The sequence below is a fragment of the Novosphingobium sp. B 225 genome, from assembly GCF_002198665.1.
Classification (GTDB): Bacteria; Pseudomonadota; Alphaproteobacteria; order Sphingomonadales; family Sphingomonadaceae; genus Novosphingobium.
Window position 1 is genome coordinate 22,642 of record NZ_MWLM01000022.1, and the last position, 17,626, is coordinate 40,267.

The 17,626-nt window shown below is 64.8% G+C and carries 16 protein-coding genes and 2 tRNA genes; 9 read left to right on the forward strand and 9 right to left on the reverse strand.

All coding sequences use genetic code 11. The features are described from left to right. The first annotated feature begins 63 nt into the window (after window positions 1-63). Window positions 64-1,356, forward strand: a complete 1,293-nt coding sequence (locus MNBBLIKP_RS02465) for a GGDEF domain-containing phosphodiesterase (RefSeq protein WP_088307117.1) — start codon at window positions 64-66, stop codon at window positions 1,354-1,356. Here the strand turns inward: MNBBLIKP_RS02465 and mfd are convergent. Then, window positions 1,353-4,826 carry a transcription-repair coupling factor gene (gene mfd, locus MNBBLIKP_RS02470; RefSeq protein ID WP_088307118.1) on the reverse strand — a complete coding sequence of 1,158 codons (3,474 nt, stop codon included), beginning with the start codon at window positions 4,824-4,826 and terminating at the stop codon, window positions 1,353-1,355. The two genes, MNBBLIKP_RS02465 and mfd, sit on opposite strands and share 4 nt — an antisense overlap. Before the next feature lie 93 nt (window positions 4,827-4,919). After that, a complete protein-coding gene (locus MNBBLIKP_RS02475; RefSeq protein ID WP_088307119.1) occupies window positions 4,920-5,186 on the reverse strand; it encodes a succinate dehydrogenase assembly factor 2 in 267 nt (88 codons plus the stop codon). 62 nt (window positions 5,187-5,248) lie between these two features. Between MNBBLIKP_RS02475 and recG the strand changes: the two genes are divergently transcribed. Then, window positions 5,249-7,306: an ATP-dependent DNA helicase RecG gene (recG, locus tag MNBBLIKP_RS02480; RefSeq protein ID WP_088307120.1), complete on the forward strand. Its 2,058-nt coding sequence runs from the start codon at window positions 5,249-5,251 to the stop codon at window positions 7,304-7,306. 108 nt (window positions 7,307-7,414) lie between these two features. Here recG and MNBBLIKP_RS02485 read toward each other — a convergent pair. Beyond that, window positions 7,415-7,491: transfer RNA gene (locus MNBBLIKP_RS02485), tRNA-Pro, on the reverse strand. 100 nt (window positions 7,492-7,591) lie between these two features. On the opposite strand from MNBBLIKP_RS02485, the gene thyA reads away from it, so the two are divergent. The 5 genes from thyA to MNBBLIKP_RS02510 all read left to right on the forward strand — a co-directional run bounded on the left by thyA (window position 7,592) and on the right by MNBBLIKP_RS02510 (window position 13,391). Next, complete coding sequence (gene thyA / locus MNBBLIKP_RS02490) at window positions 7,592-8,551, forward strand: thymidylate synthase (RefSeq protein WP_088307121.1); 960 nt, start codon at window positions 7,592-7,594, stop codon at window positions 8,549-8,551. A 281-nt stretch (window positions 8,552-8,832) separates the two neighbouring features. Next, the gene (locus tag MNBBLIKP_RS02495; protein ID WP_088307123.1) at window positions 8,833-10,134 is read left to right on the forward strand and encodes a 3-methyl-2-oxobutanoate dehydrogenase (2-methylpropanoyl-transferring) subunit alpha; all 1,302 of its coding nucleotides are present in this window, start codon (window positions 8,833-8,835) and stop codon (window positions 10,132-10,134) included. A 151-nt stretch (window positions 10,135-10,285) separates the two neighbouring features. Further along, window positions 10,286-11,347, forward strand: a complete 1,062-nt coding sequence (locus MNBBLIKP_RS02500; protein ID WP_088307125.1) for an alpha-ketoacid dehydrogenase subunit beta — start codon at window positions 10,286-10,288, stop codon at window positions 11,345-11,347. Window positions 11,348-11,351: 4 nt separating this feature from the next. Further along, entirely contained in the window at window positions 11,352-12,626 is a 1,275-nt protein-coding gene (locus MNBBLIKP_RS02505; protein WP_088307127.1) for a dihydrolipoamide acetyltransferase family protein, read from the forward strand. A 174-nt stretch (window positions 12,627-12,800) separates the two neighbouring features. Next, complete coding sequence (locus MNBBLIKP_RS02510; protein WP_088307129.1) at window positions 12,801-13,391, forward strand: YdeI/OmpD-associated family protein; 591 nt, start codon at window positions 12,801-12,803, stop codon at window positions 13,389-13,391. 27 nt (window positions 13,392-13,418) lie between these two features. Here the strand turns inward: MNBBLIKP_RS02510 and MNBBLIKP_RS02515 are convergent, their stop codons facing one another. Continuing rightward, window positions 13,419-13,931 carry a hypothetical protein gene (locus tag MNBBLIKP_RS02515; RefSeq protein ID WP_088307131.1) on the reverse strand — a complete coding sequence of 171 codons (513 nt, stop codon included), beginning with the start codon at window positions 13,929-13,931 and terminating at the stop codon, window positions 13,419-13,421. Continuing rightward, window positions 13,931-14,305 carry a VOC family protein gene (locus tag MNBBLIKP_RS02520; RefSeq protein WP_088307133.1) on the reverse strand — a complete coding sequence of 125 codons (375 nt, stop codon included), beginning with the start codon at window positions 14,303-14,305 and terminating at the stop codon, window positions 13,931-13,933. The genes MNBBLIKP_RS02515 and MNBBLIKP_RS02520 overlap by 1 nt, the downstream gene beginning before the upstream one ends. A gap of 51 nt (window positions 14,306-14,356) precedes the next feature. Here MNBBLIKP_RS02520 and MNBBLIKP_RS02525 point away from each other — a divergent pair, with 51 nt between their 5' ends. Continuing rightward, window positions 14,357-14,893, forward strand: coding sequence for a winged helix-turn-helix transcriptional regulator (locus MNBBLIKP_RS02525; protein WP_088307135.1), 537 nt, complete (start codon window positions 14,357-14,359; stop codon window positions 14,891-14,893). Window positions 14,894-14,915: 22 nt separating this feature from the next. On the opposite strand, the gene MNBBLIKP_RS02530 is transcribed toward MNBBLIKP_RS02525, so the two are convergent. Further along, entirely contained in the window at window positions 14,916-15,356 is a 441-nt protein-coding gene (locus MNBBLIKP_RS02530; RefSeq protein ID WP_254912890.1) for a hypothetical protein, read from the reverse strand. A 210-nt stretch (window positions 15,357-15,566) separates the two neighbouring features. On the opposite strand from MNBBLIKP_RS02530, the gene MNBBLIKP_RS02535 reads away from it, so the two are divergent. Beyond that, window positions 15,567-15,643: transfer RNA gene (locus MNBBLIKP_RS02535), tRNA-Asp, on the forward strand. Between the two features lie 15 nt (window positions 15,644-15,658). Here the strand turns inward: MNBBLIKP_RS02535 and MNBBLIKP_RS02540 are convergent. From MNBBLIKP_RS02540 to MNBBLIKP_RS02550, 3 genes are read right to left on the reverse strand one after another with little or no spacing between them, the layout of a single operon-like run. Further along, window positions 15,659-16,735, reverse strand: coding sequence for an MBL fold metallo-hydrolase (locus MNBBLIKP_RS02540; RefSeq protein WP_088307137.1), 1,077 nt, complete (start codon window positions 16,733-16,735; stop codon window positions 15,659-15,661). Between the two features lie 50 nt (window positions 16,736-16,785). Next, complete coding sequence (locus MNBBLIKP_RS02545) at window positions 16,786-17,001, reverse strand: DUF2842 domain-containing protein (RefSeq protein ID WP_088307139.1); 216 nt, start codon at window positions 16,999-17,001, stop codon at window positions 16,786-16,788. After that, entirely contained in the window at window positions 17,001-17,573 is a 573-nt protein-coding gene (locus tag MNBBLIKP_RS02550) for a 5-formyltetrahydrofolate cyclo-ligase (protein ID WP_088307141.1), read from the reverse strand. Before MNBBLIKP_RS02550 ends, MNBBLIKP_RS02545 begins: the two co-directional genes overlap by 1 nt. Window positions 17,574-17,626: the final 53 nt, after the last annotated feature.

Genomic DNA, 17,626 nt, shown 5'->3' on the forward strand with positions numbered 1-17,626 from the left:
CGCTTTGGCAATGCGTGGCTGGTTGGGAATACTTTGGCAGGAACCTTATGCTAAGGGACGGGCATGATGACCCCGCATCCTGACGAGCTTGACCCCGGCCGCGATGCCGTGACCGGGCTGCCCGGCGCGGAAACGGCGCGGGCGCGGCTGGGCGAATGGCTGGCGCGGGGCGAGCAGGTTCAGGCGCTGCTGGTTGGCCTGCGCCGGTTCGATGCGGTCAACCTGGCCTATGGCACGGCCAGCGGCGATGCCGCGCTGGCTGAGCTGGCCAGCCGGATCAAGCATTTCGCCGCAGATGAGCTTGACGGGCCCTGGCTCGCGGCAAGGGGCGGGGGCGGGCAGTTCCTGCTGCTCAGCGCCGATCCGTGCAGCCGCGAACGCTGGCAGTTGTTTGCCGCCGAATTGCTCGATCGGCTGGCCCGGCCGATCGTCACAGCCGGCGGAACGGTGCGCCCCAGCCCGCGCGCGGCTTTGCTGCGCGGGCTTAGCGGGGAAAGCGCGGATTCGCTGCTGGACCGGCTGGCCCATGCGCTTGACCGGGTGATGGTTCAGCCCGGCCGCCGCCTGCTGTGGGGCGATGGCGAAGCCACCCGCGCAGGCCGCCGGGCGGCGCAGCTTGAAGCGGACCTGCTGCAGGCGCTCGACCGGGGCGAGATCGAAGTGCTGTACCAGCCGCAATTCTCCTGTCTCGATGACCGGCTGAGCGGTGCCGAGGCGCTGGCGCGGTGGGATCACCCCCAGCTTGGCCGGATCGGTGCAGGCGCGCTGTTCGCGATTGCCGAACGCGCCGATCATGTTGCCCAGCTCAGCCGCGAGATCCAGCGCCGCGCGCTGGAGGGAGCGCGGGGTTGGCCGATGGATCTGCGGCTCTCGCTTAACGTCACACCCAACGATCTGCTGGCCGAAAACTTTGCCGCCGAATTCGCCGCCTTGGTGCGCGACAGCGGCTTTCCGGCCTGGCGACTGACGCTGGAAGTGACCGAGCAGGTCCTGCTGGCCGACGTCAGCCATGCCGCGCGCGCGCTGGGCGAACTGGCCGGGCAGGGGATGCGGATTGCGCTGGATGATTTCGGCGCGGGGTTCTGCAACTTCCGCTATCTGAAGCTGCTGCCGCTGCATTACCTCAAGCTCGATCGTTCGATGATCGACGGCGTGGTGGGCGACGCCCGCGATCTGGCCGTGCTGCGGGCGATTATCGCCATGGCCGGGGCGCTGGACCTGAAAGTGATTGCCGAGGGCGTGGAAACCGAGGCCCAGCGAGTGCTCGCCGCGGGCGAAGGCTGCGCTTTCTACCAGGGCTTCCTCCGCGCTCAGCCGATGAGCGCGGCCGAGTTCGGAGCCTTGGCGCGGGGCTAGCGCGCTTTCCTGGCAATCGCGCTCAATCCCTTGGTCAGCTGGAACAGGCCGTTGAGCCGCGCTTCGGGGTTGGCCCAGCTGCGCACGACCACGATCTTGCTGTCGGGGCGCAATTTGATGGTGCCGGCCAGCCGGTCGGCATAGGCGATCAGCCCGGCGGGGTCGGGGAACTGATCCTGATGGAAGCTCACCAAAGTGCCCTTCGCGCCCACGTCGATCTTGGCGATGTTCGCCTCGATCGCCTGGCGCTTGATCTGGATCAGCTTGATCAGGTTGGCGGTGGGCTGCGGCAAGGGGCCGAACCGGTCGATCATTTCGGCCGACAGGCTTTCGACTTCCGCCGTATCCTCGGCATCGTTGAGGCGGCGGTAGAGCGCCATGCGCACCGCCAGGTCCGGCACATAGTCTTCCGGGATCATGATCGGCGCATCGACGGTGATCTGCGGGCTGAGCGCGTGGCGTTCGCGGGCAATGCCCATGTCGCCCGCCTTGGCCGCCAGGATCGCGTCTTCGAGCATCGACTGGTAGAGTTCGAACCCGACCTCGCGGATGTGGCCGCTCTGCTCGTCACCCAAGAGGTTGCCCGCGCCGCGAATGTCGAGATCATGGCTGGCGAGCTGGAACCCGGCCCCCAGCGAATCGAGATCGCCCAGCACTTTCAGCCGCTTTTCCGCGACTTCCGAAAGCTGGGTGTCTGCAGGTGTGGTCAAATAGGCATAGGCGCGCAGCTTGGCCCGGCCAACCCGGCCGCGCAGCTGATACAGCTGGGCCAGGCCGAACCGGTCGGCGCGGTGGATGATGATCGTATTGGCGCTCGGGATATCCAGCCCGCTTTCGACAATCGTGGTGCTGACCAGCACTTCGTACTTCTTTTCGTAGAAGGCGCTCATCCGCTCTTCCACTTCACCCGCACCCATCTGGCCGTGGGCGGAGATATAGCGCACTTCGGGCACGGTTCTGTGCAGCCAGTCCTCAACCTCGGCCATGTCGGCGATCCGGGGGACAACGATGAAGCTCTGCCCGCCGCGGTGGTGTTCGCGCAGCAAGGCCTCGCGCATCACCATTTCGTCCCATTCCATCACATAGGTCCGCACCGCCAGCCGGTCGACCGGCGGGGTCTGGATCGTGCTGAGTTCGCGCAGGCCCGACATCGCCATCTGCAGGGTGCGCGGGATCGGGGTGGCGGTAAGGGTAAGCATGTGGACGTTGTGGCGCAGCTGCTTCAGCGCTTCCTTGTGGTTCACGCCGAACCGCTGTTCCTCGTCCACGACCACCAGGCCGAGCCGTTTGAACTGCAGACCCTTGGACAGCAGGGCATGGGTGCCCACCACCACATCAACCGTGCCGTCTGCCAGTCCGGCCTTGGTCAGCTTGGCTTCCTTGTCCCCGACCAGCCGGCTGAGCCGCCCGACTTTCAGCGGAAAGCTGCCGAAACGCTCAGTAAAATTGGTGAAATGCTGGCGCGCGAGCAAAGTGGTTGGCGCAATCACCGCCACTTGCTGCCCGGCCATCGCCGCGACAAAGGCAGCGCGGAGGGCAACTTCGGTTTTGCCAAAGCCGACATCGCCGCAGACCAGCCGGTCCATCGGCCTGCCCTCGGCCAGATCGTTCAGCACGTCCTCGATCGCGGCTTCCTGATCGTCGGTTTCCTGCCACGGGAACCGCTCAACGAACTGGTCGAAGCTGGATGGTTCGGGTTGAAGCACGGGAGCCTGCCGCAGCGCGCGCAAAGCAGCTGTGCGCAGCAATTCGTGCGCGATCTCGCGGATGCGCTCTTTCAGGCGGCTCTTGCGCTTTTGCCAGCCTTCGCCGCCAAGCCGATCCAGCGCGACAAATTCCGCGTCCGAACCATAGCGTGAGAGGACATCGATATTCTCAACCGGCACGTAGAGCTTGTCGCCGCCGGCATACTCCAGCATCACGCAATCGTGCGGGCTGTCGCCGACCGGGATTGATTGCAAGCCGCCGTATCGGCCGATCCCGTGCTCCATATGGACCACCAGATCGCCCGGGGTCAGCGCGCTGAGTTCAGCCAGGAACGCATCCGCGCCCTTACGGCGCTTCTTGCGGCGGACCAGCCGGTCGCCCAGCATGTCCTGTTCGGTTACCAATTCCAGATCGGCCGTGCTAAACCCGGTTTCGAGCGGCAGGACCAGCGCCACCGGCGCGCCTTTTGCGGCCAGACCCAGCGCTTCCTGCCATGTATCGGCCAGGACCGGCTCGGGCCGCGCGGCCTCGCCCAGAATCGCGGCGATGCGGGCGCGGCTGCCCTGGCTATAGGCCGCGATCAGCACTTTGCGCCCGCGTTTGGCCTGCCCGGTCAGGTACTGGGCGGCGGCTTCATAGACATTGTCGCCGCGGGCCCGCTCCGGCGCGAAATCGCGGCCGCTGGCAAAGCCGAAATCCAGCACGGTCGCGCTTTCGGGCTGGGCGAACAGATCGGTCTTGTGGATCGGCCGCTGCTGCAAAGCGGTGTCGAGCTCGCCGCGCGAAAGGTAAAGCGCGGCGGGTTCCAGCGGGCGGTACGATCCCGCCGCCTTGCCCGACGTATCGGTGCGCGCGGCGTAATAATCGGCAATGTCGCCCAGCCGTTCATCCGCAGCGCCCAGCGCCGCACTGTCGATCAGCATCAGATCGCCCGCGCCCAGGTGATCGAACAGGGTGGCCATCTTGTCTTCGAACAAGGGCAACCAGTGCTCCATCCCGGCCAGCCGCCGCCCGTCGCTGACCGCCTGATACAGCGGATCGCCGGTGGCATTGGCGCCGAACTTTTCGCGGTAATGCCCGCGAAAGCGCTTGATCGATTCCTCATCGAGCAGTGCCTCGCTGGCCGGAAGCAGCAAGTGTTCCGGAATCGCGCCGGTCGAACGCTGGGTATTGGGATCGAACAAGCGTAGCGTTTCCAGCTCGTCGCCAAAGAAATCGAGCCGCAGTCCGCTTTCCAGACCCGATGGGTAAATATCGAACAGCGATCCGCGCACCGCATATTCGCCCGCATCGGCCACGGTATCGGTGCGCGAATAACCCTGGCGCTGGAGCAGGCCGATCAGCGTTTCCCGGTTGATCGACATGCCGGGCTTCAACAGGCGGACGCTTTCGCGAATGCGGAACTGGCTTTGCACCCGCTGCAGCACCGCATTGATCGTGGTGACCAGCAGTTGCGGTCCGGCTGGTTTCGCTTGCAACCGGTACAGTGCCGACAGCCGCCGTGCGCTGACTGACAGGGCTGGGCTGGCGCGGTCATAGGGCAGGCAATCCCAGGCGGGGAAGGTCAGCACCTCCAGTTCGGGCGCGAAGAAGGCAGCGCTATCGGCAATGCCCTGCATCGCCGCGTCATCGGGCGCGATGAACACCACCCGCCCGCGCGCCGCCCGCGCCAGGTCTGCCAGCACCAGCGGCTGCGCCCCGCGCGCAACAGAGCTGAGGGTCAGCGGGGCCTTGGCGCCCAGGATTTTCGACAGGTCAGGCATGGTCCACGCAACAGCAATTGCCCCGCGTGCCGAATCGGATGGCAAGCGGGGTCAGGAAAGGAAGCGGGTCTGTAGCCGTGGAACGCGCCGCTGTCAGCGCGGGATTTCTACGAAATCGAGTTTGCGGAACGCATCCATCTGCGCGCCGCGGTATTCCTCGGGCACGTCCAGAGTGCCCAGAGCCCAGCCCATGATGTCAACGTCTTCCTCGTCCAGCAGGCGTTCGAACCATTCGACTTCAGTTTCGCCCCACTGGCTGTGGAACACATCGAAGAAGCAACCGATCATGTAATCCGCCTCACGCGTGCCGCGGTGCCAGGCGCGGAACTTAAGACGGCGGAGGCGGTTGGTATGGTTCATTTCTGTGCCGCTAGGTCGCACAGGCCTTTGTGGCAAGGGCAAAGGCTCGCTATAGCCATGCCATGCGCCCCGATCGGCTCAACCCCCTGTTCGCCGCCGCCGACAGCCTGAAAGGCGTGGGCACCGGGCTGGCGCGTCCGCTGGAAAAGCTGGGGCTGACGCGGATCAGGGACTTTGCCTATCACTTGCCAGATCGCTTCGTGCAGCGCCGCGCGGTCGCCAATCTGGACGAGGCGAGCGTGGGCGAGAATATCGTCGTCGCGCTGACCCCGGTGGAGCACCGCAGTTCATCCGGGCGCGGCCCGTTCCGGGTGCTGGCAAGCGACGCGCTGGGCAACATCTGCGCGCTCAGCTTTTTCGGGCGCTCGTCCTATTCCGCCAAAAAACAGCTGCCGGTGGGCGAACTGCGCTGGGTGGCCGGGCGGCTCGATCAGTACGGGCAGATGCTGCAGATGGTCCACCCGGACCATATTTCCGAGGCGAGCAGCGCGGCGCTGGGGCAGCTGACCGAACCGATCTATCCGCTGTCCGAAGGGCTGACCCAGGGCCGGATCGCAGGGCTGGTGCTGCAGGCGCTGGAGCAGGTGGAGCCGCTGCCCGAATGGATCGAGCCGGGGCTGCTGGACAAGATGCAGTGGCCCGCCTGGCGCGATGCCCTGGCGCTGGCCCACAAGGGCGAGCATCCCGCCGCGCGTGACCGGTTGGCCTATGACGAATTGCTCGCCAACAGTCTGGCCTTGCTGTTGGTCAAGCAATCGAACCGCGCGCGGGTCGGCACGCCGCTCAAGGGCGATGGCTCGCGCCGTTCGCGGCTGCAATTGCCGTTCCCGCTGACCGGCGCGCAGCAGCGCTCGATTGCCGAGATCGAGGGCGATCTGACCCAGACCGCGCCAATGCTGCGCCTGCTGCAGGGCGATGTCGGGTCGGGCAAGACGGTGGTCGCTTTGGAGGCGATGCTGATCGCGGTTGAGGCAGGGGCGCAGGCGGCCTTGCTGGCCCCCACCGAAATCCTTGCTCGTCAGCACTTTGAAACGCTGAGCCGGATGGCCGCTGGAACCGGCGTAGAGATCGCGCTGCTGACCGGGCGGGACAAGGGCCGCCCGCGTGAGGCGATCCTGATGGGACTGCTTGATGGCAGCATCGACATTGTGATCGGCACCCACGCGATTTTTCAGGACAGCGTCAGTTACAGGAATCTGGCCTTGGTGGTGATTGATGAGCAACACCGCTTCGGGGTCGGCCAGCGGCTGCTGCTGACGCAAAAGGGCCGCCGCACGCCGCATTGCCTGGCGATGACCGCCACCCCGATTCCGCGCACGCTGACGCTGGCCCAGTATGGCGAGATGGACGTCAGCAAGCTGGACGAGATGCCCCCCGGGCGTCAGCCGATCGATACCCGCGTGGTCGCGGTGGAGCGGATCGGCGACGTGGTGGGGGCGATCGCGCGGCATATCGAGACAGGGCAGCAGGCCTATTGGGTCTGTCCGATGGTCCGCGAACTCGAGACCGAGGACATCGCTGCCGCCGAGGCCCGCTTTGCCGAACTACGGGAGCGCTTTGGTGACAAGATCGTGCTGGTCCACGGCCAATTGCGGCCCGAAGTCAAGGACGCAGCGATGGAACGCTTTGCCCGCGGCGAGGCGGCGGTGCTGGTCGCCACTACCGTGATCGAAGTTGGGGTGGACGTGCCCAATGCCACGCTGATGGTGATCGAGCAGGCTGAACGCTTTGGTCTGGCGCAATTGCACCAGCTGCGCGGCCGGGTCGGGCGCGGATCGGGCAAGAGCACTTGTCTGCTGCTGCGCGGCACGGCGCTGTCCGAAACCGCACGCGAACGGCTGGCCCTGATGCGCGAAACACAGGACGGGTTCCGCCTTGCCGAGGAAGACCTGCGGCTACGCGGCGGGGGCGAACTGCTGGGCACCCGGCAATCAGGGGATACGCCGTTCAAGGTGGCGCAGTTGGAACAATTGCAGCGTTTGCTGCCTTTGGCGCACGATGATGCACGGCTGCTGGTGGAGCGCGACGGCGGCCTGACCGGGGATCGGGGGGATGCGGCGCGGTTGTTGCTCTATCTGTTTGAGCGGGATTGGGGCGTGCAATTGCTGCGGGGCGGTTAGACGACAGCTAGCCGGAACCGGGATCGTGATGACGAAAGAGTGCCCCTCGCTATCGCTTGGGAGTTTTTTGGATGACCGTCCCCCGGACGGTCATTGATTCCAAAAAACTGGTCGGGGAAAGAGGATTCGAACCTCCGGCCCCTGCCTCCCGAAGACAGTGCTCTACCAGGCTGAGCTATTCCCCGACCGATCTTAGAGCCCCCAAGGGAGCCCAAGGCAGGAGCGCGCCTATAGAGAGCGATTCCCGGGGTGGCAAGCGGGCAATCGCATGTTTATCGTGGGGCCATGGCCACTGCCTCGATTCCCTCCGTTCCTGCCCCCGATCACTGGGAATGGCAGTACCTCAACCTGATGCGCCGCATCTGGGAAAGCGGAGACGAGCGGATCGACCGCACCGGGGTGGGGACGCGATCGGTGTTCGGGGCAGAATTGCGCTTCGATCTGGCAGGCGGGGCGATGCCGCTGCTTTCGACCAAACGCGTCTATTGGAAGACCGCCGCGCGCGAATTCCTGTGGTTCCTGACCGGCGATACCAACATCCGCGAGCTGTGCCGCCAGGGGGTCGAAATCTGGACTGACTGGCCACTCGATCGCTATCGCCGTGAAAGCGGTGACCCGATCGAACGCGCCGATTTTTCGAAGCGAATCGTCGAGGATGCCGCATTCGCCGCCCAATGGGGCGATCTCGGCCCGGTTTACGGCAAGCAATGGGTCGATTGGCCGGTCTATGAACCGGCGGGCGAGGGGCTGTTCCGCCAGCGCGCGCAAGGGGTGAACCAGGTTGCCGATCTGGTGCAGAGCCTGCGCCACAACCCCGGCAGTCGCCGCCATATCGTTGAGGGCTGGAATGTGGCCGAGCTGGACCGGATGGCCCTGCCGCCGTGCCACAAGACTTATCAGTTCCACGTCAGCGCCGGAAACCGGCTGTCCTGCCTGCTCTATCAGCGCAGCTGCGACGTGGCGCTGGGCCTGCCGTTCAACCTGTTCGGCGCGGCGCTGTTCACACGGATGCTGGCGCAGCAGTGCGATCTCGAGCCGGGCGAACTGGTGTGGATGGGCGGCGATACGCACCTTTATCTCAACCATGGTGAGCTGGTGGAAGCGCAACTGGCGCGCGTGCCCAGCTGCACGGCGACGATGGAGATTGTGCGGCGGCCGGATTCGGTGTTCGGCTATCGAATCGAGGATTTCGAAGTCAGCGGCTATGCCCCGCAGGCGCATCTGAGTGCGCCGGTGGCGGTTTAGAGAAGGGGTTCACGCAGAGGCGCAGAGCAGAAAGGGAGACGCAGAGGGAGTGCTTGGAGCCGCAGGCTCTGCTTAAAAAGGCGGCGTTGCGGTTTGCTTGAGGCAGCAGGATATGGCGGCTTCGCCGTAAGTCCGACACCTCCGCGCCTCCCTTTCTGCTCTGCGTCTGTGCGTGAACTGTTCCACTGGCGCAGTCTGTTGACGCCGCAACCGGCTTGAAATAATATGTCGCACGTCTAAAATTTTGCTTCCCGCGCGGAGGCGAGTCTGGAGAGTGCCTGATGGCGAATGGGCCTGCCGATTCCGGAGCTGTGCGCAGCAATCTGCCGCCTCTGTCGCTGCACGTGCCCGAACCGCCGTTCCGGCCGGGCGATCCGGTCGATTATTCCTATTTGCAGATCCCGCCCGCCGGTTCCGCCTTTCGCCCGGACGAGGCTTGCGCTCCGGCTGATACCGCGCCGCTGTGCACCGGCATGATCCGTGTGCTGGACGCGGATCACCGTGCGGTCGGACCGTGGGATCCGAAGCTTGATCCCGAAACATTGCGGCGAATGCTGCGCGTCATGGCGCTGACCCGCGCATTTGATGACCGGATGTACCGCGGCCAGCGCCAGGGCAAGACCAGCTTCTACATGAAATGCACCGGGGAAGAGGCAACCAGTGTCGCCTCTGCCTTTGCGCTGGCCGACGATGACATGGTGTTCCCCAGCTATCGCCAGCAGGGCATCCTGATCGCGCGTGGCTATCCGTTGCAGGAAATGATCAACCAGATCTATTCCAACCGCGCGGACAAGCTGAAGGGTCGGCAGCTGCCGATCATGTATTCCAGCCGCGAACACAACTTCTTCACGATCAGCGGTAATCTGGCGACGCAGTATCCCCAGGCGGTCGGCTGGGCCATGGCCAGCGCGATCAAGGGCGATACCCGGATCGCCAGCGCCTGGATCGGTGAGGGTTCCAGCGCAGAGGGCGATGCCCACGCCGCTTTCACTTTTGGCGCGGTGTTCAACGCGCCGGTCGTGCTCAACGTGGTCAATAACCAGTGGGCGATTTCCAGCTTTTCCGGGTTCGCCGGGGCCGAACGGGCAACCTTTGCCAGCCGCGCCACCGGCTATGGCATCGCCGGCCTGCGGGTGGACGGCAACGATGCGCTCGCGGTCTATGCCGCGGCGCGCTGGGCCGCCAACCGCGCGCGGGCGAACCATGGGCCGACCCTGATCGAACACTTCACCTACCGGGCTGAAGGGCACTCCACCTCGGACGATCCCGGCCAGTACCGCTCGGCGCATGAGCGTGAGGAATGGCCGCTGGGCGATCCGATCATGCGGCTGAAGCGGCATCTGGTGGCGCTGGGCGAATGGTCGGTAGAGGCGCACGCGGCGATGGACGCGGAACTGGTCGAACAGGTCAAATTCGCGACCAAGGAAGCCGAAAAGAACGGCGTGCTGGGCCACGGGCTGCACCACCCGTTCCACACCATGTTCGAAGACGTGTTCGAAGAACTGCCGCCGCATCTGGTCGAACAGGCCGATCAGGCGATGCACGAACGGCGGATCAAGTGGCCCGATTGGAAGGAAACATGATGGCCGGTCAGGTAACTTTCGAGCACTCCCCCCTCCTCTTCAGAGGAGGGGCAGTGAGACTTGGGTCTGCACAGCAGGCCCTAGTCGCAGCGGGGTGGTGCTGTGGCGCAACACCACCCCCAACCCCCTCCTCTGAAGAGGAGGGGGCTCTATGAGCGAGTTGCCCGAGGAAGGCCCGGTGAGCCTGGCCGAAGCGCCCGTGCGCCGCCTCAACATGATCGAGGCGATCAACGAGGCGCTCGGCATCATGATGGAGCGCGACCCGGACGTGGTCGTGTTCGGTGAAGACGTCGGCTATTTCGGCGGGGTATTCCGCGCCACGGCCGGCCTGCAGAAAAAATACGGCAAGAACCGGGTGTTCGATACCCCGATCAACGAATGCGCGATCATCGGCGCGGCGGTGGGCATGGCGGCCTATGGTTTGCGCCCGGTGCCGGAAATCCAGTTCGCGGACTATATCTATCCGGGCTATGACCAGCTCGTGTCCGAAGCGGCGCGACTGCGCTATCGTTCGGCCGGGGAATTTACCGCGCCGATCACGGTGCGCTCTCCCTTTGGCGGGGGCATCTTTGGCGGGCAGACCCACAGCCAGAGCCCGGAAGCGCTGTTTACCCATGTGGCGGGCCTGAAAGTGGTGATCCCCAGCACGCCTTACGATGCCAAAGGTCTGCTGATTGCTGCGATCGAGGACAACGATCCGGTGATCTTTTTTGAGCCCAAGCGGATCTACAACGGCCCGTTCGGCGGGAACTATGACAGGCCGGTCGAGCCCTGGGCCCGGCACCCGGCCTCCGAGGTTCCCGAGGGCTATTATTCGATTCCCTTGGGCAAGGCGAAAGTGGTCCGCCCCGGCGAAGCGCTGACTGTGCTGGCCTATGGCACCATGATCCACGTTGCCAGCGCGGTCTGTGCGGACAAGGGTGTCGATGCAGAGATCATCGACCTTCGTACCTTGGTTCCGTTCGATCTGGAGACTGTGCAGAAGTCGGTGGAAAAAACCGGCAAATGCCTGATCGTTCACGAAGCAACCCGCACCGGCGGCTTTGGCGGTGAACTCTCTGCGCTGGTGCAGGAACACTGCTTCTACCACCTCGAAAAGCCGATCGAACGCGTTACCGGGTTCGATACGCCTTATCCCCACAGCCTCGAATGGGCCTATTTCCCCGGCCCGGTCCGCATCGGCGAGGCGATCGACCGTTTGCTGAAAGACTGATCCCATGGGCCGATTCACATTCAACCTCCCCGACATCGGCGAAGGCATCGCCGAGGCCGAGATTGTCGCCTGGCACGTCAAAGTGGGCGACCGGATCGAAGAAGACGACAAGGTCGCCGACGTGATGACCGACAAGGCCACGGTCGAAATGGAAAGCCCGGTGTCCGGCACCGTGGTGGAAATCGCCGGGGCCGAGGGTGACATGATCGCGATCGGTTCGGCGCTGGTGGTGATTGAGGTTGAGGGGGAAGGGGAGGTTGCTGCTGCGCCTAAGCCGGTTGAAACCCCGGAAACACCCCCCGTTCCGTTCGTGTCGAGCGAAGTCGAGACACCGCCCACCGCGCCTGAACCTGAACCGGTAGCCCTCACGCCAGAGCGTGTCTCGACTTCGCTCGACACGAACGGTGGGGGGAGCAAGGTCCTCGCCAGCCCCGCCGTCCGTGCCCGCGCGCAGGACCTCGGCATCGACCTGGCGCAGGTCCGCGCGGCAGCGGATGGCCGCATTCGCCACGCCGATCTCGATGCGTTCCTGAGCTACAACGGCGCCTACCGCGCCGCCGGGGGCAAACGCGCGGACGAGGTGGTCAAGGTCTTCGGCCTGCGCCGCCGCATTGCCGAAAACATGGCCGCGTCCAAGCGTCACATCCCGCACTTTTCCTATGTCGAGGAATGCGATGTCACTGCGCTGGAGGCGATGCGCGGCCAGCTCAATGCGGCCAAGGGCGATCGCCCGCGCCTGACCATGCTGCCGCTGCTGATCGCCGCGATCTGCAAGACCCTGCCGCAGTTTCCGATGCTCAACGCGCGTTATGATGATGAGGCGAACGTGGTCACCCGCCACGGGTCGGTCCACCTTGGCATGGCGACCCAGACCCCGGGCGGGCTGATGGTCCCGGTGATCCGCGATGCGCAGGACCGCAACGTGTGGCAGATCGCCAATGAAATCACCCGCCTCGCCGAAGCGGCGCGCAATGGCAGCGCGAAAAGCGAGGAACTTTCGGGTTCGACCCTGACGATCACCTCGCTGGGGCCACTTGGCGGGGTCGCGACCACGCCGGTCATCAATCGCCCGGAAGTGGCGATCATCGGCCCCAACCGGATCGTCGAGCGCCCGATGTTCGTGCCCGATGGCATGGGCGGCGAACGGATCGAGAAGCGCAAGCTGATGAACATCTCGATCAGCTGCGACCACCGCGTGGTCGACGGCTGGGACGCGGCGAGCTTTGTCCAGGCGCTGAGGCGGTTGATCGAAACCCCGGTGCTGTTGCTGGATAGCTAGGCCATACAGATCCTCTCCATTTTCGCCGCAGGTGCAAATGGGGAGGGGGACCGCCGCCGCAAGCGGTGGTGGAGGGGCTGCGGCGCTGCGTCATGGCCCTTCCGTCAGCCCTGCGGGCTGCCACCTCCTCATTTGTGCGACGCAAAAATGGAGAGGGATTGTCAGGGAGCCAACATGACCACCGATCCGCGCATCGATGCCTATATCGCCAAGGCCGCACCGTTCGCGCAGCCGATTCTGACCCATCTGCGCGCGCTGGTTCGTGCGACGCTGCCGGGGCTGGAAGAGACGGTGAAGTGGGGTATGCCGCATTTTGTCTATAACGGCAAAAACCTGGCCGGCATGTCCGCGTTCAAGGCCCACGCGGCGTTCATGATCCACGGCGATGGGCGGCAAGGCGATGCCATGGGGCAGTTTGGCAAGATCACCGCGCTGGCCGACCTGCCGGGTGACAATGCGCTCAAGGACAAGCTGGTCGCCGCGAGAGAGCGGATCGACAGCGAAGGCACTGCGCTCAAGAAGAAGCCTGCCGCCGCGCGGGTGGCCAAGCCAGAATTGTCGGTCCCAGCCGAATTTCAGGCCGCGCTTGATGCCAATCCGGCGGCCAAGGCCGTGCTCGAGGGGTTTGCCCCGTCACACCGCCGCGAATATCTGGAATGGATTGTCGAGGCCAAGCGCGACGAAACCCGCGCCAAGCGGGTCGGGCAGGCCGTTGAATGGTTGGCCGAGGGCAAGAAGCGCAATTGGAAGTATCAGAACTGCTAGAGCGATCCAATGCGGATCGGAATGGCTCTAGGATTTCTTGCGATAGGCAGCCTTGCCGAAAATCTGCACCGTACCATTCACGAAGGCGCTGTCAGTCACGGTAAGCACACCGTCAGTAGCCAGAACGTAGCTTGAATGGCCCACCTCGCTCAGGGCATCGCCCCAGGTGACCCGCAGTTCGCCCGGCTTGGTCCGGCCCTTCAGCTCGTGAAAGTTGCCATAGCTGTCGGCCCATAGTCCGACCACGCTTCCATCCGGTTTGATCCGGTAAGTGCCCTGGCCTTCGAAGCGGAATGCCGGACGATCACCCAACGGGGCAACATCGGCGGTGAAAGTCAGCACGGTGGCACTGCCGACCAGTCCGGGGCGAACCACCAGTTTGCCTTTGGCCGGGCGGCCGATGAAATCGATGTCGCCTTCCCATTCGCCATTGAACCAGCCAAGGCTGGCCTGGACAGGGGCCTGCTGCGCATGGATCGGCACCGGAAGCGGGGCAATTACCGCAGCGCCAAGCAATGCTGCGCGGATGAGGCCGCGCATCAGCCTTCCACCAGCGACTGCGCGAACATCATCGCGTTACCATCGGGGTCATAAAAAGTCAGCAACCGGACCAGCCCGGGTATGGTCTGGATCTCTCCATCTTGCTGCACACCATGGGTATCGAGATGCGCCTTGGCCGCCTCGACATTGGTGACGCTCCAAACATTGGTTGCCCCGCCGCCTTGCGGAACGTCGCGGTTCTCTGACAGTCCGACATTGACCCCCGGCATATGAGTAGCCAGCTCGCACCAGCCGATTTCTTCGGCGCGGTAGAGCAGAGTGAAACCCAGCACCTCCTGGTACCAGGCAATCGAGCGATCAAGGCTGGTGACCGCCATCGAAGCGGTCAGTTCTGCAACAAAGTCCAGCGCCACTATCGAATCCCCCGCTTGTCCGTATGGTCCGAAAAGTATAGTAGGTAGTGAATGTGGTCAACAGGAACCCGCGAAGACCTGATCGTACTGGGCCAGCAGCGCTGGATGCTGCCCTTGCTGGCCGCATTGCGGTGCAGCGGAGGTGGGCGATTCGCCGATCTGCGTCACAGATTGGGCCTGCCGCGCGACAGTCTGGTGCGCACGCTGGATGCAGCGATTGCGGCGGGCTGGGTGCAGCGCAATCCCGGCCACGGCCATCCGTTGCGACCCGAAGTGATCTTGACCAAAGCGGGTCAACGACTGGCTGGCCGAGCCCAGACCCTGGCCGAGGCACTGGCGCAGCAGGGCCTGGCTCCCGCCGCGCTATCGCGCTGGAGCTTGCCGCTAATTCAGGGTCTGGCCATAGGGAATGAGCGGTTTAACGAGCTGGCCCGGCATGTCCCCGAAGCAAGTCCGCGCGCGTTATCGCAGGCGCTGCAGCGCCTGGTCGCCAACGATCTGGTGGGACGCAGTGTTGAGCCGGGCTACCCGCCATCCAGCCGCTACCGATTGACGGCGCGGGGTCGGGCTTTGGCCGAAGCGGCTTAGGGTCAGGACCTGGGCCTGTGGCCTAACGCACGATCCCGCTGTAAGTAATGCTCCCCGCTCCGCGCGCGGCGAGGGTGGGGGCGACGCGCCAGCGGACATGGGTGACGTCTTCGGCAATGGCGAGCCGATCGCCCGCGCGCAGCAGGCCCAGTTTGCCCCAGCTGCGGCCGCCATCGACGCTCACTTCTTCATCGCCATTGGCGCTGCTCTGAAACGCGACCGAGCGCGGCAGGGGATTGGTGACGGTGAAGCCGCCCTGGCCGCCCATCCGGGTCCAGCTGACCACATAGACCACCCGGTCACCCCGGCTGAGCCGTGCGGCAGGTTCGAGCATCCGGCCGGTATCGGGCTCGCCGCGCTCCACAAAGACCGCGCTGTCGAGCGCGACCAACGGGTTGGCCTGGGCCGGCATGGCCAGTGGCGCACAGAGAATCGCAAACGCGGCAGCGTGGCGGATCGACACAGGTAACAGCCCCCTATTGCCGCCCGCGGTGAAGCGGGCCGGATTGGCACTGTGTCGCAAAACAGGGCAAAGGAATGGTTAACGCGGGCTCACCGGAACCAGGTAGTTTCCCGCCGCGCGGCACCTTGGGAAAAGCTTTTTCACACCCCCGCAAACGAGTGTTGACAGCCCCGGCGTGCTGGCCTAGTGGCGCGGCTCCCAAGTGGCTGCGCGGGTGTAGCTCAGTTGGTTAGAGTGTCGGCCTGTCACGCCGAAGGTCGCGGGTTCGAGCCCCGTCACTCGCGCCACTTGGGAATTTCTTCTTAAAATCCGCTGCTAAACTTCACCTCGCTGCTCCCCGCAGGCAGGCTGATCATCATGCCGTCCTGCGCCAGCTTGAGCGGGCCGGAGAACACTTTGGGCGCATCGCCCAGGAACAGCGGTTCCATCAGCTTTACCGGCGGGGAGGGGACGAGGTGATAGAGCACCAGTGCTTTCACTCCGGCTTCCTTCGCGGCGCGCGCAGCGTCTTCGGGGCTGGCGTGATAGTTCTGGATGTCTTGCATGATCTGGGCGTTGCCCGCCTGCCCGCGCTCGGCCAGCTTGGCTCCCAGCGCGGCGATCATGCGCTTGTTCAGCGCTTCGTGCAGCATCAGGTCGGTGCCCTTGGCCGCGGCAACAAAGCTGGGGGAATAGACCGTATCACCTGACAGCGCGAGTGAACGGCCCTTGTAATCGACGCGGAAGCCAAAGGCCGGTTCGATCGGGGCGTGGTTGACGCGGATCACGGTGATTTTAACCCCGTCCTTGTCATAGACCACCTGGCTGTCGGTGCCGCCGGGCAGGGCGATCACACTGGCCGCTCCGCCTGCGCCGCCGGGCTGGACCACTTTGGGCCCGTGATGGGCCACGCGGTAGCCCTGATCGAGCGTATAGGCCGCGTTGAAGCCTTCGATCACCTTGTCGGTTCCCGCCGGGCCATAGACCGGCAGCGGAGCAGCGCGCCCGCCAGCGACCCAGGCCTGCAGCAGCAATTCACCCAGCCCGTCGATGTGGTCCGAATGCAAGTGAGTCAGGAAGGCTGCCTGCAGTTTGGGCATGGGAAAGCCCATCCGCCCGAGCTTGCGGATCGATCCCGATCCGGCATCGAATACGAAGGCCTGCTGCCCGGCCAGCACCGCCAGGCACGGTCCGGCGCGGGCGGCATCGGGCATTGGCGACCCGCTGCCGCAGACATAGACGTTCAGGCCATCGGGCAGCTTGGCGGATTGATCGACCCCGACGGTGGTTTCCAGCGCCCGATCAAATGCGCGCTGCGCCAGCCAGGTGCGGCCAAACAGCAACAGGCCGCCAAGCAGCAGCGCCACGATTGCCAGGGCCCACGCCAGTTTCCGCTTCATGCCCGCTCTCCCATAAGTCTGTTTGGGGGCAGGCTAGCGCGCGCTGGCGTTCAGCGCCAGCGCCCCGTTTCCATCCAGATCAGAAACCGCTTCAGCGGCAGCAGCCAGACCACGCCCAGCATGATGTAGATCGGCAATTGCCCCAGCGCCGGCCAATGGGCGATCAGAGGGGCAAGATAGCGCGCGATCAGACCGCCATAGATCAGCAGTGCGCCCAGCAAAGCCAGCACGCCAAAGGGAATTCGCAAAGTGGGCTGGGTCCGCATCACAGCTCTCCATAAATCCGGGTAGCGGTGACCACCGCGTGCAGCGGGCGGTCGTGCGGCTCCAGCGGCAGTTCGTCAACCCGCTGGCAGTCCCAGGCCAGCCCGATTGCCAACAGCGGCGGGTGATCGGTCAGCCAGCGGTCATAGAATCCGGCGCCATAGCCGATCCGTTCCCCTTGCGCGGTAAAGCCCAGCAGCGGGCAGAACATCACTTCGGGCACCAGCAGCGCGGCATCGGCCGGGGGCTGGAACGCGCCATAGGGATCAGGCACCAGCCCATCATCCAGGAACGGGTTGGCCCATTCGCGAAATTGCATCGGCGCGCCGCGCGATTCGAGCCAGGGCAGGGCTACGCGGTGCCCGCGTTCAAAAAAGAACCGCGCATAGTTTGATGCTGGAACTTCGCCCGCCATTTCGTGAAACACCGAAATCACCGCGCCTTCGGGCACCCGTTCCAGCACCGGGCCGGGCGGGCGGCGGAACAGCAGGGCGCGCTGGTTATCGGGAATCGCTGCGACATAGTCCGCGCGGCGGCGTTTCAGTTCGGCGCGCAGGCTTTTCTTGTCGAGCATTACTTCAATCCTCCCCCTCTGGGGGAGGTGGCAGCGCGTAGCGCTGACGGAGG

What these genes read in the sequence shown, in the direction of transcription:
- MNBBLIKP_RS02465 (WP_088307117.1), top strand. Translation starts at nt 64, where the DNA reads ATGATGACCCCGCATCCTGACGAGCTTGACCCCGGCCGCGATGCCGTG.
- mfd (WP_088307118.1), bottom strand. Translation starts at nt 4,826, where the DNA reads ATGCCTGACCTGTCGAAAATCCTGGGCGCCAAGGCCCCGCTGACCCTC.
- MNBBLIKP_RS02475 (WP_088307119.1), bottom strand. Translation starts at nt 5,186, where the DNA reads ATGAACCATACCAACCGCCTCCGCCGTCTTAAGTTCCGCGCCTGGCAC.
- recG (WP_088307120.1), top strand. Translation starts at nt 5,249, where the DNA reads ATGCGCCCCGATCGGCTCAACCCCCTGTTCGCCGCCGCCGACAGCCTG.
- thyA (WP_088307121.1), top strand. Translation starts at nt 7,592, where the DNA reads ATGGCCACTGCCTCGATTCCCTCCGTTCCTGCCCCCGATCACTGGGAA.
- MNBBLIKP_RS02495 (WP_088307123.1), top strand. Translation starts at nt 8,833, where the DNA reads ATGGCGAATGGGCCTGCCGATTCCGGAGCTGTGCGCAGCAATCTGCCG.
- MNBBLIKP_RS02500 (WP_088307125.1), top strand. Translation starts at nt 10,286, where the DNA reads ATGAGCGAGTTGCCCGAGGAAGGCCCGGTGAGCCTGGCCGAAGCGCCC.
- MNBBLIKP_RS02505 (WP_088307127.1), top strand. Translation starts at nt 11,352, where the DNA reads ATGGGCCGATTCACATTCAACCTCCCCGACATCGGCGAAGGCATCGCC.
- MNBBLIKP_RS02510 (WP_088307129.1), top strand. Translation starts at nt 12,801, where the DNA reads ATGACCACCGATCCGCGCATCGATGCCTATATCGCCAAGGCCGCACCG.
- MNBBLIKP_RS02515 (WP_088307131.1), bottom strand. Translation starts at nt 13,931, where the DNA reads ATGCGCGGCCTCATCCGCGCAGCATTGCTTGGCGCTGCGGTAATTGCC.
- MNBBLIKP_RS02525 (WP_088307135.1), top strand. Translation starts at nt 14,357, where the DNA reads ATGTGGTCAACAGGAACCCGCGAAGACCTGATCGTACTGGGCCAGCAG.
- MNBBLIKP_RS02540 (WP_088307137.1), bottom strand. Translation starts at nt 16,735, where the DNA reads ATGAAGCGGAAACTGGCGTGGGCCCTGGCAATCGTGGCGCTGCTGCTT.
- MNBBLIKP_RS02545 (WP_088307139.1), bottom strand. Translation starts at nt 17,001, where the DNA reads ATGCGGACCCAGCCCACTTTGCGAATTCCCTTTGGCGTGCTGGCTTTG.
- MNBBLIKP_RS02550 (WP_088307141.1), bottom strand. Translation starts at nt 17,573, where the DNA reads ATGCTCGACAAGAAAAGCCTGCGCGCCGAACTGAAACGCCGCCGCGCG.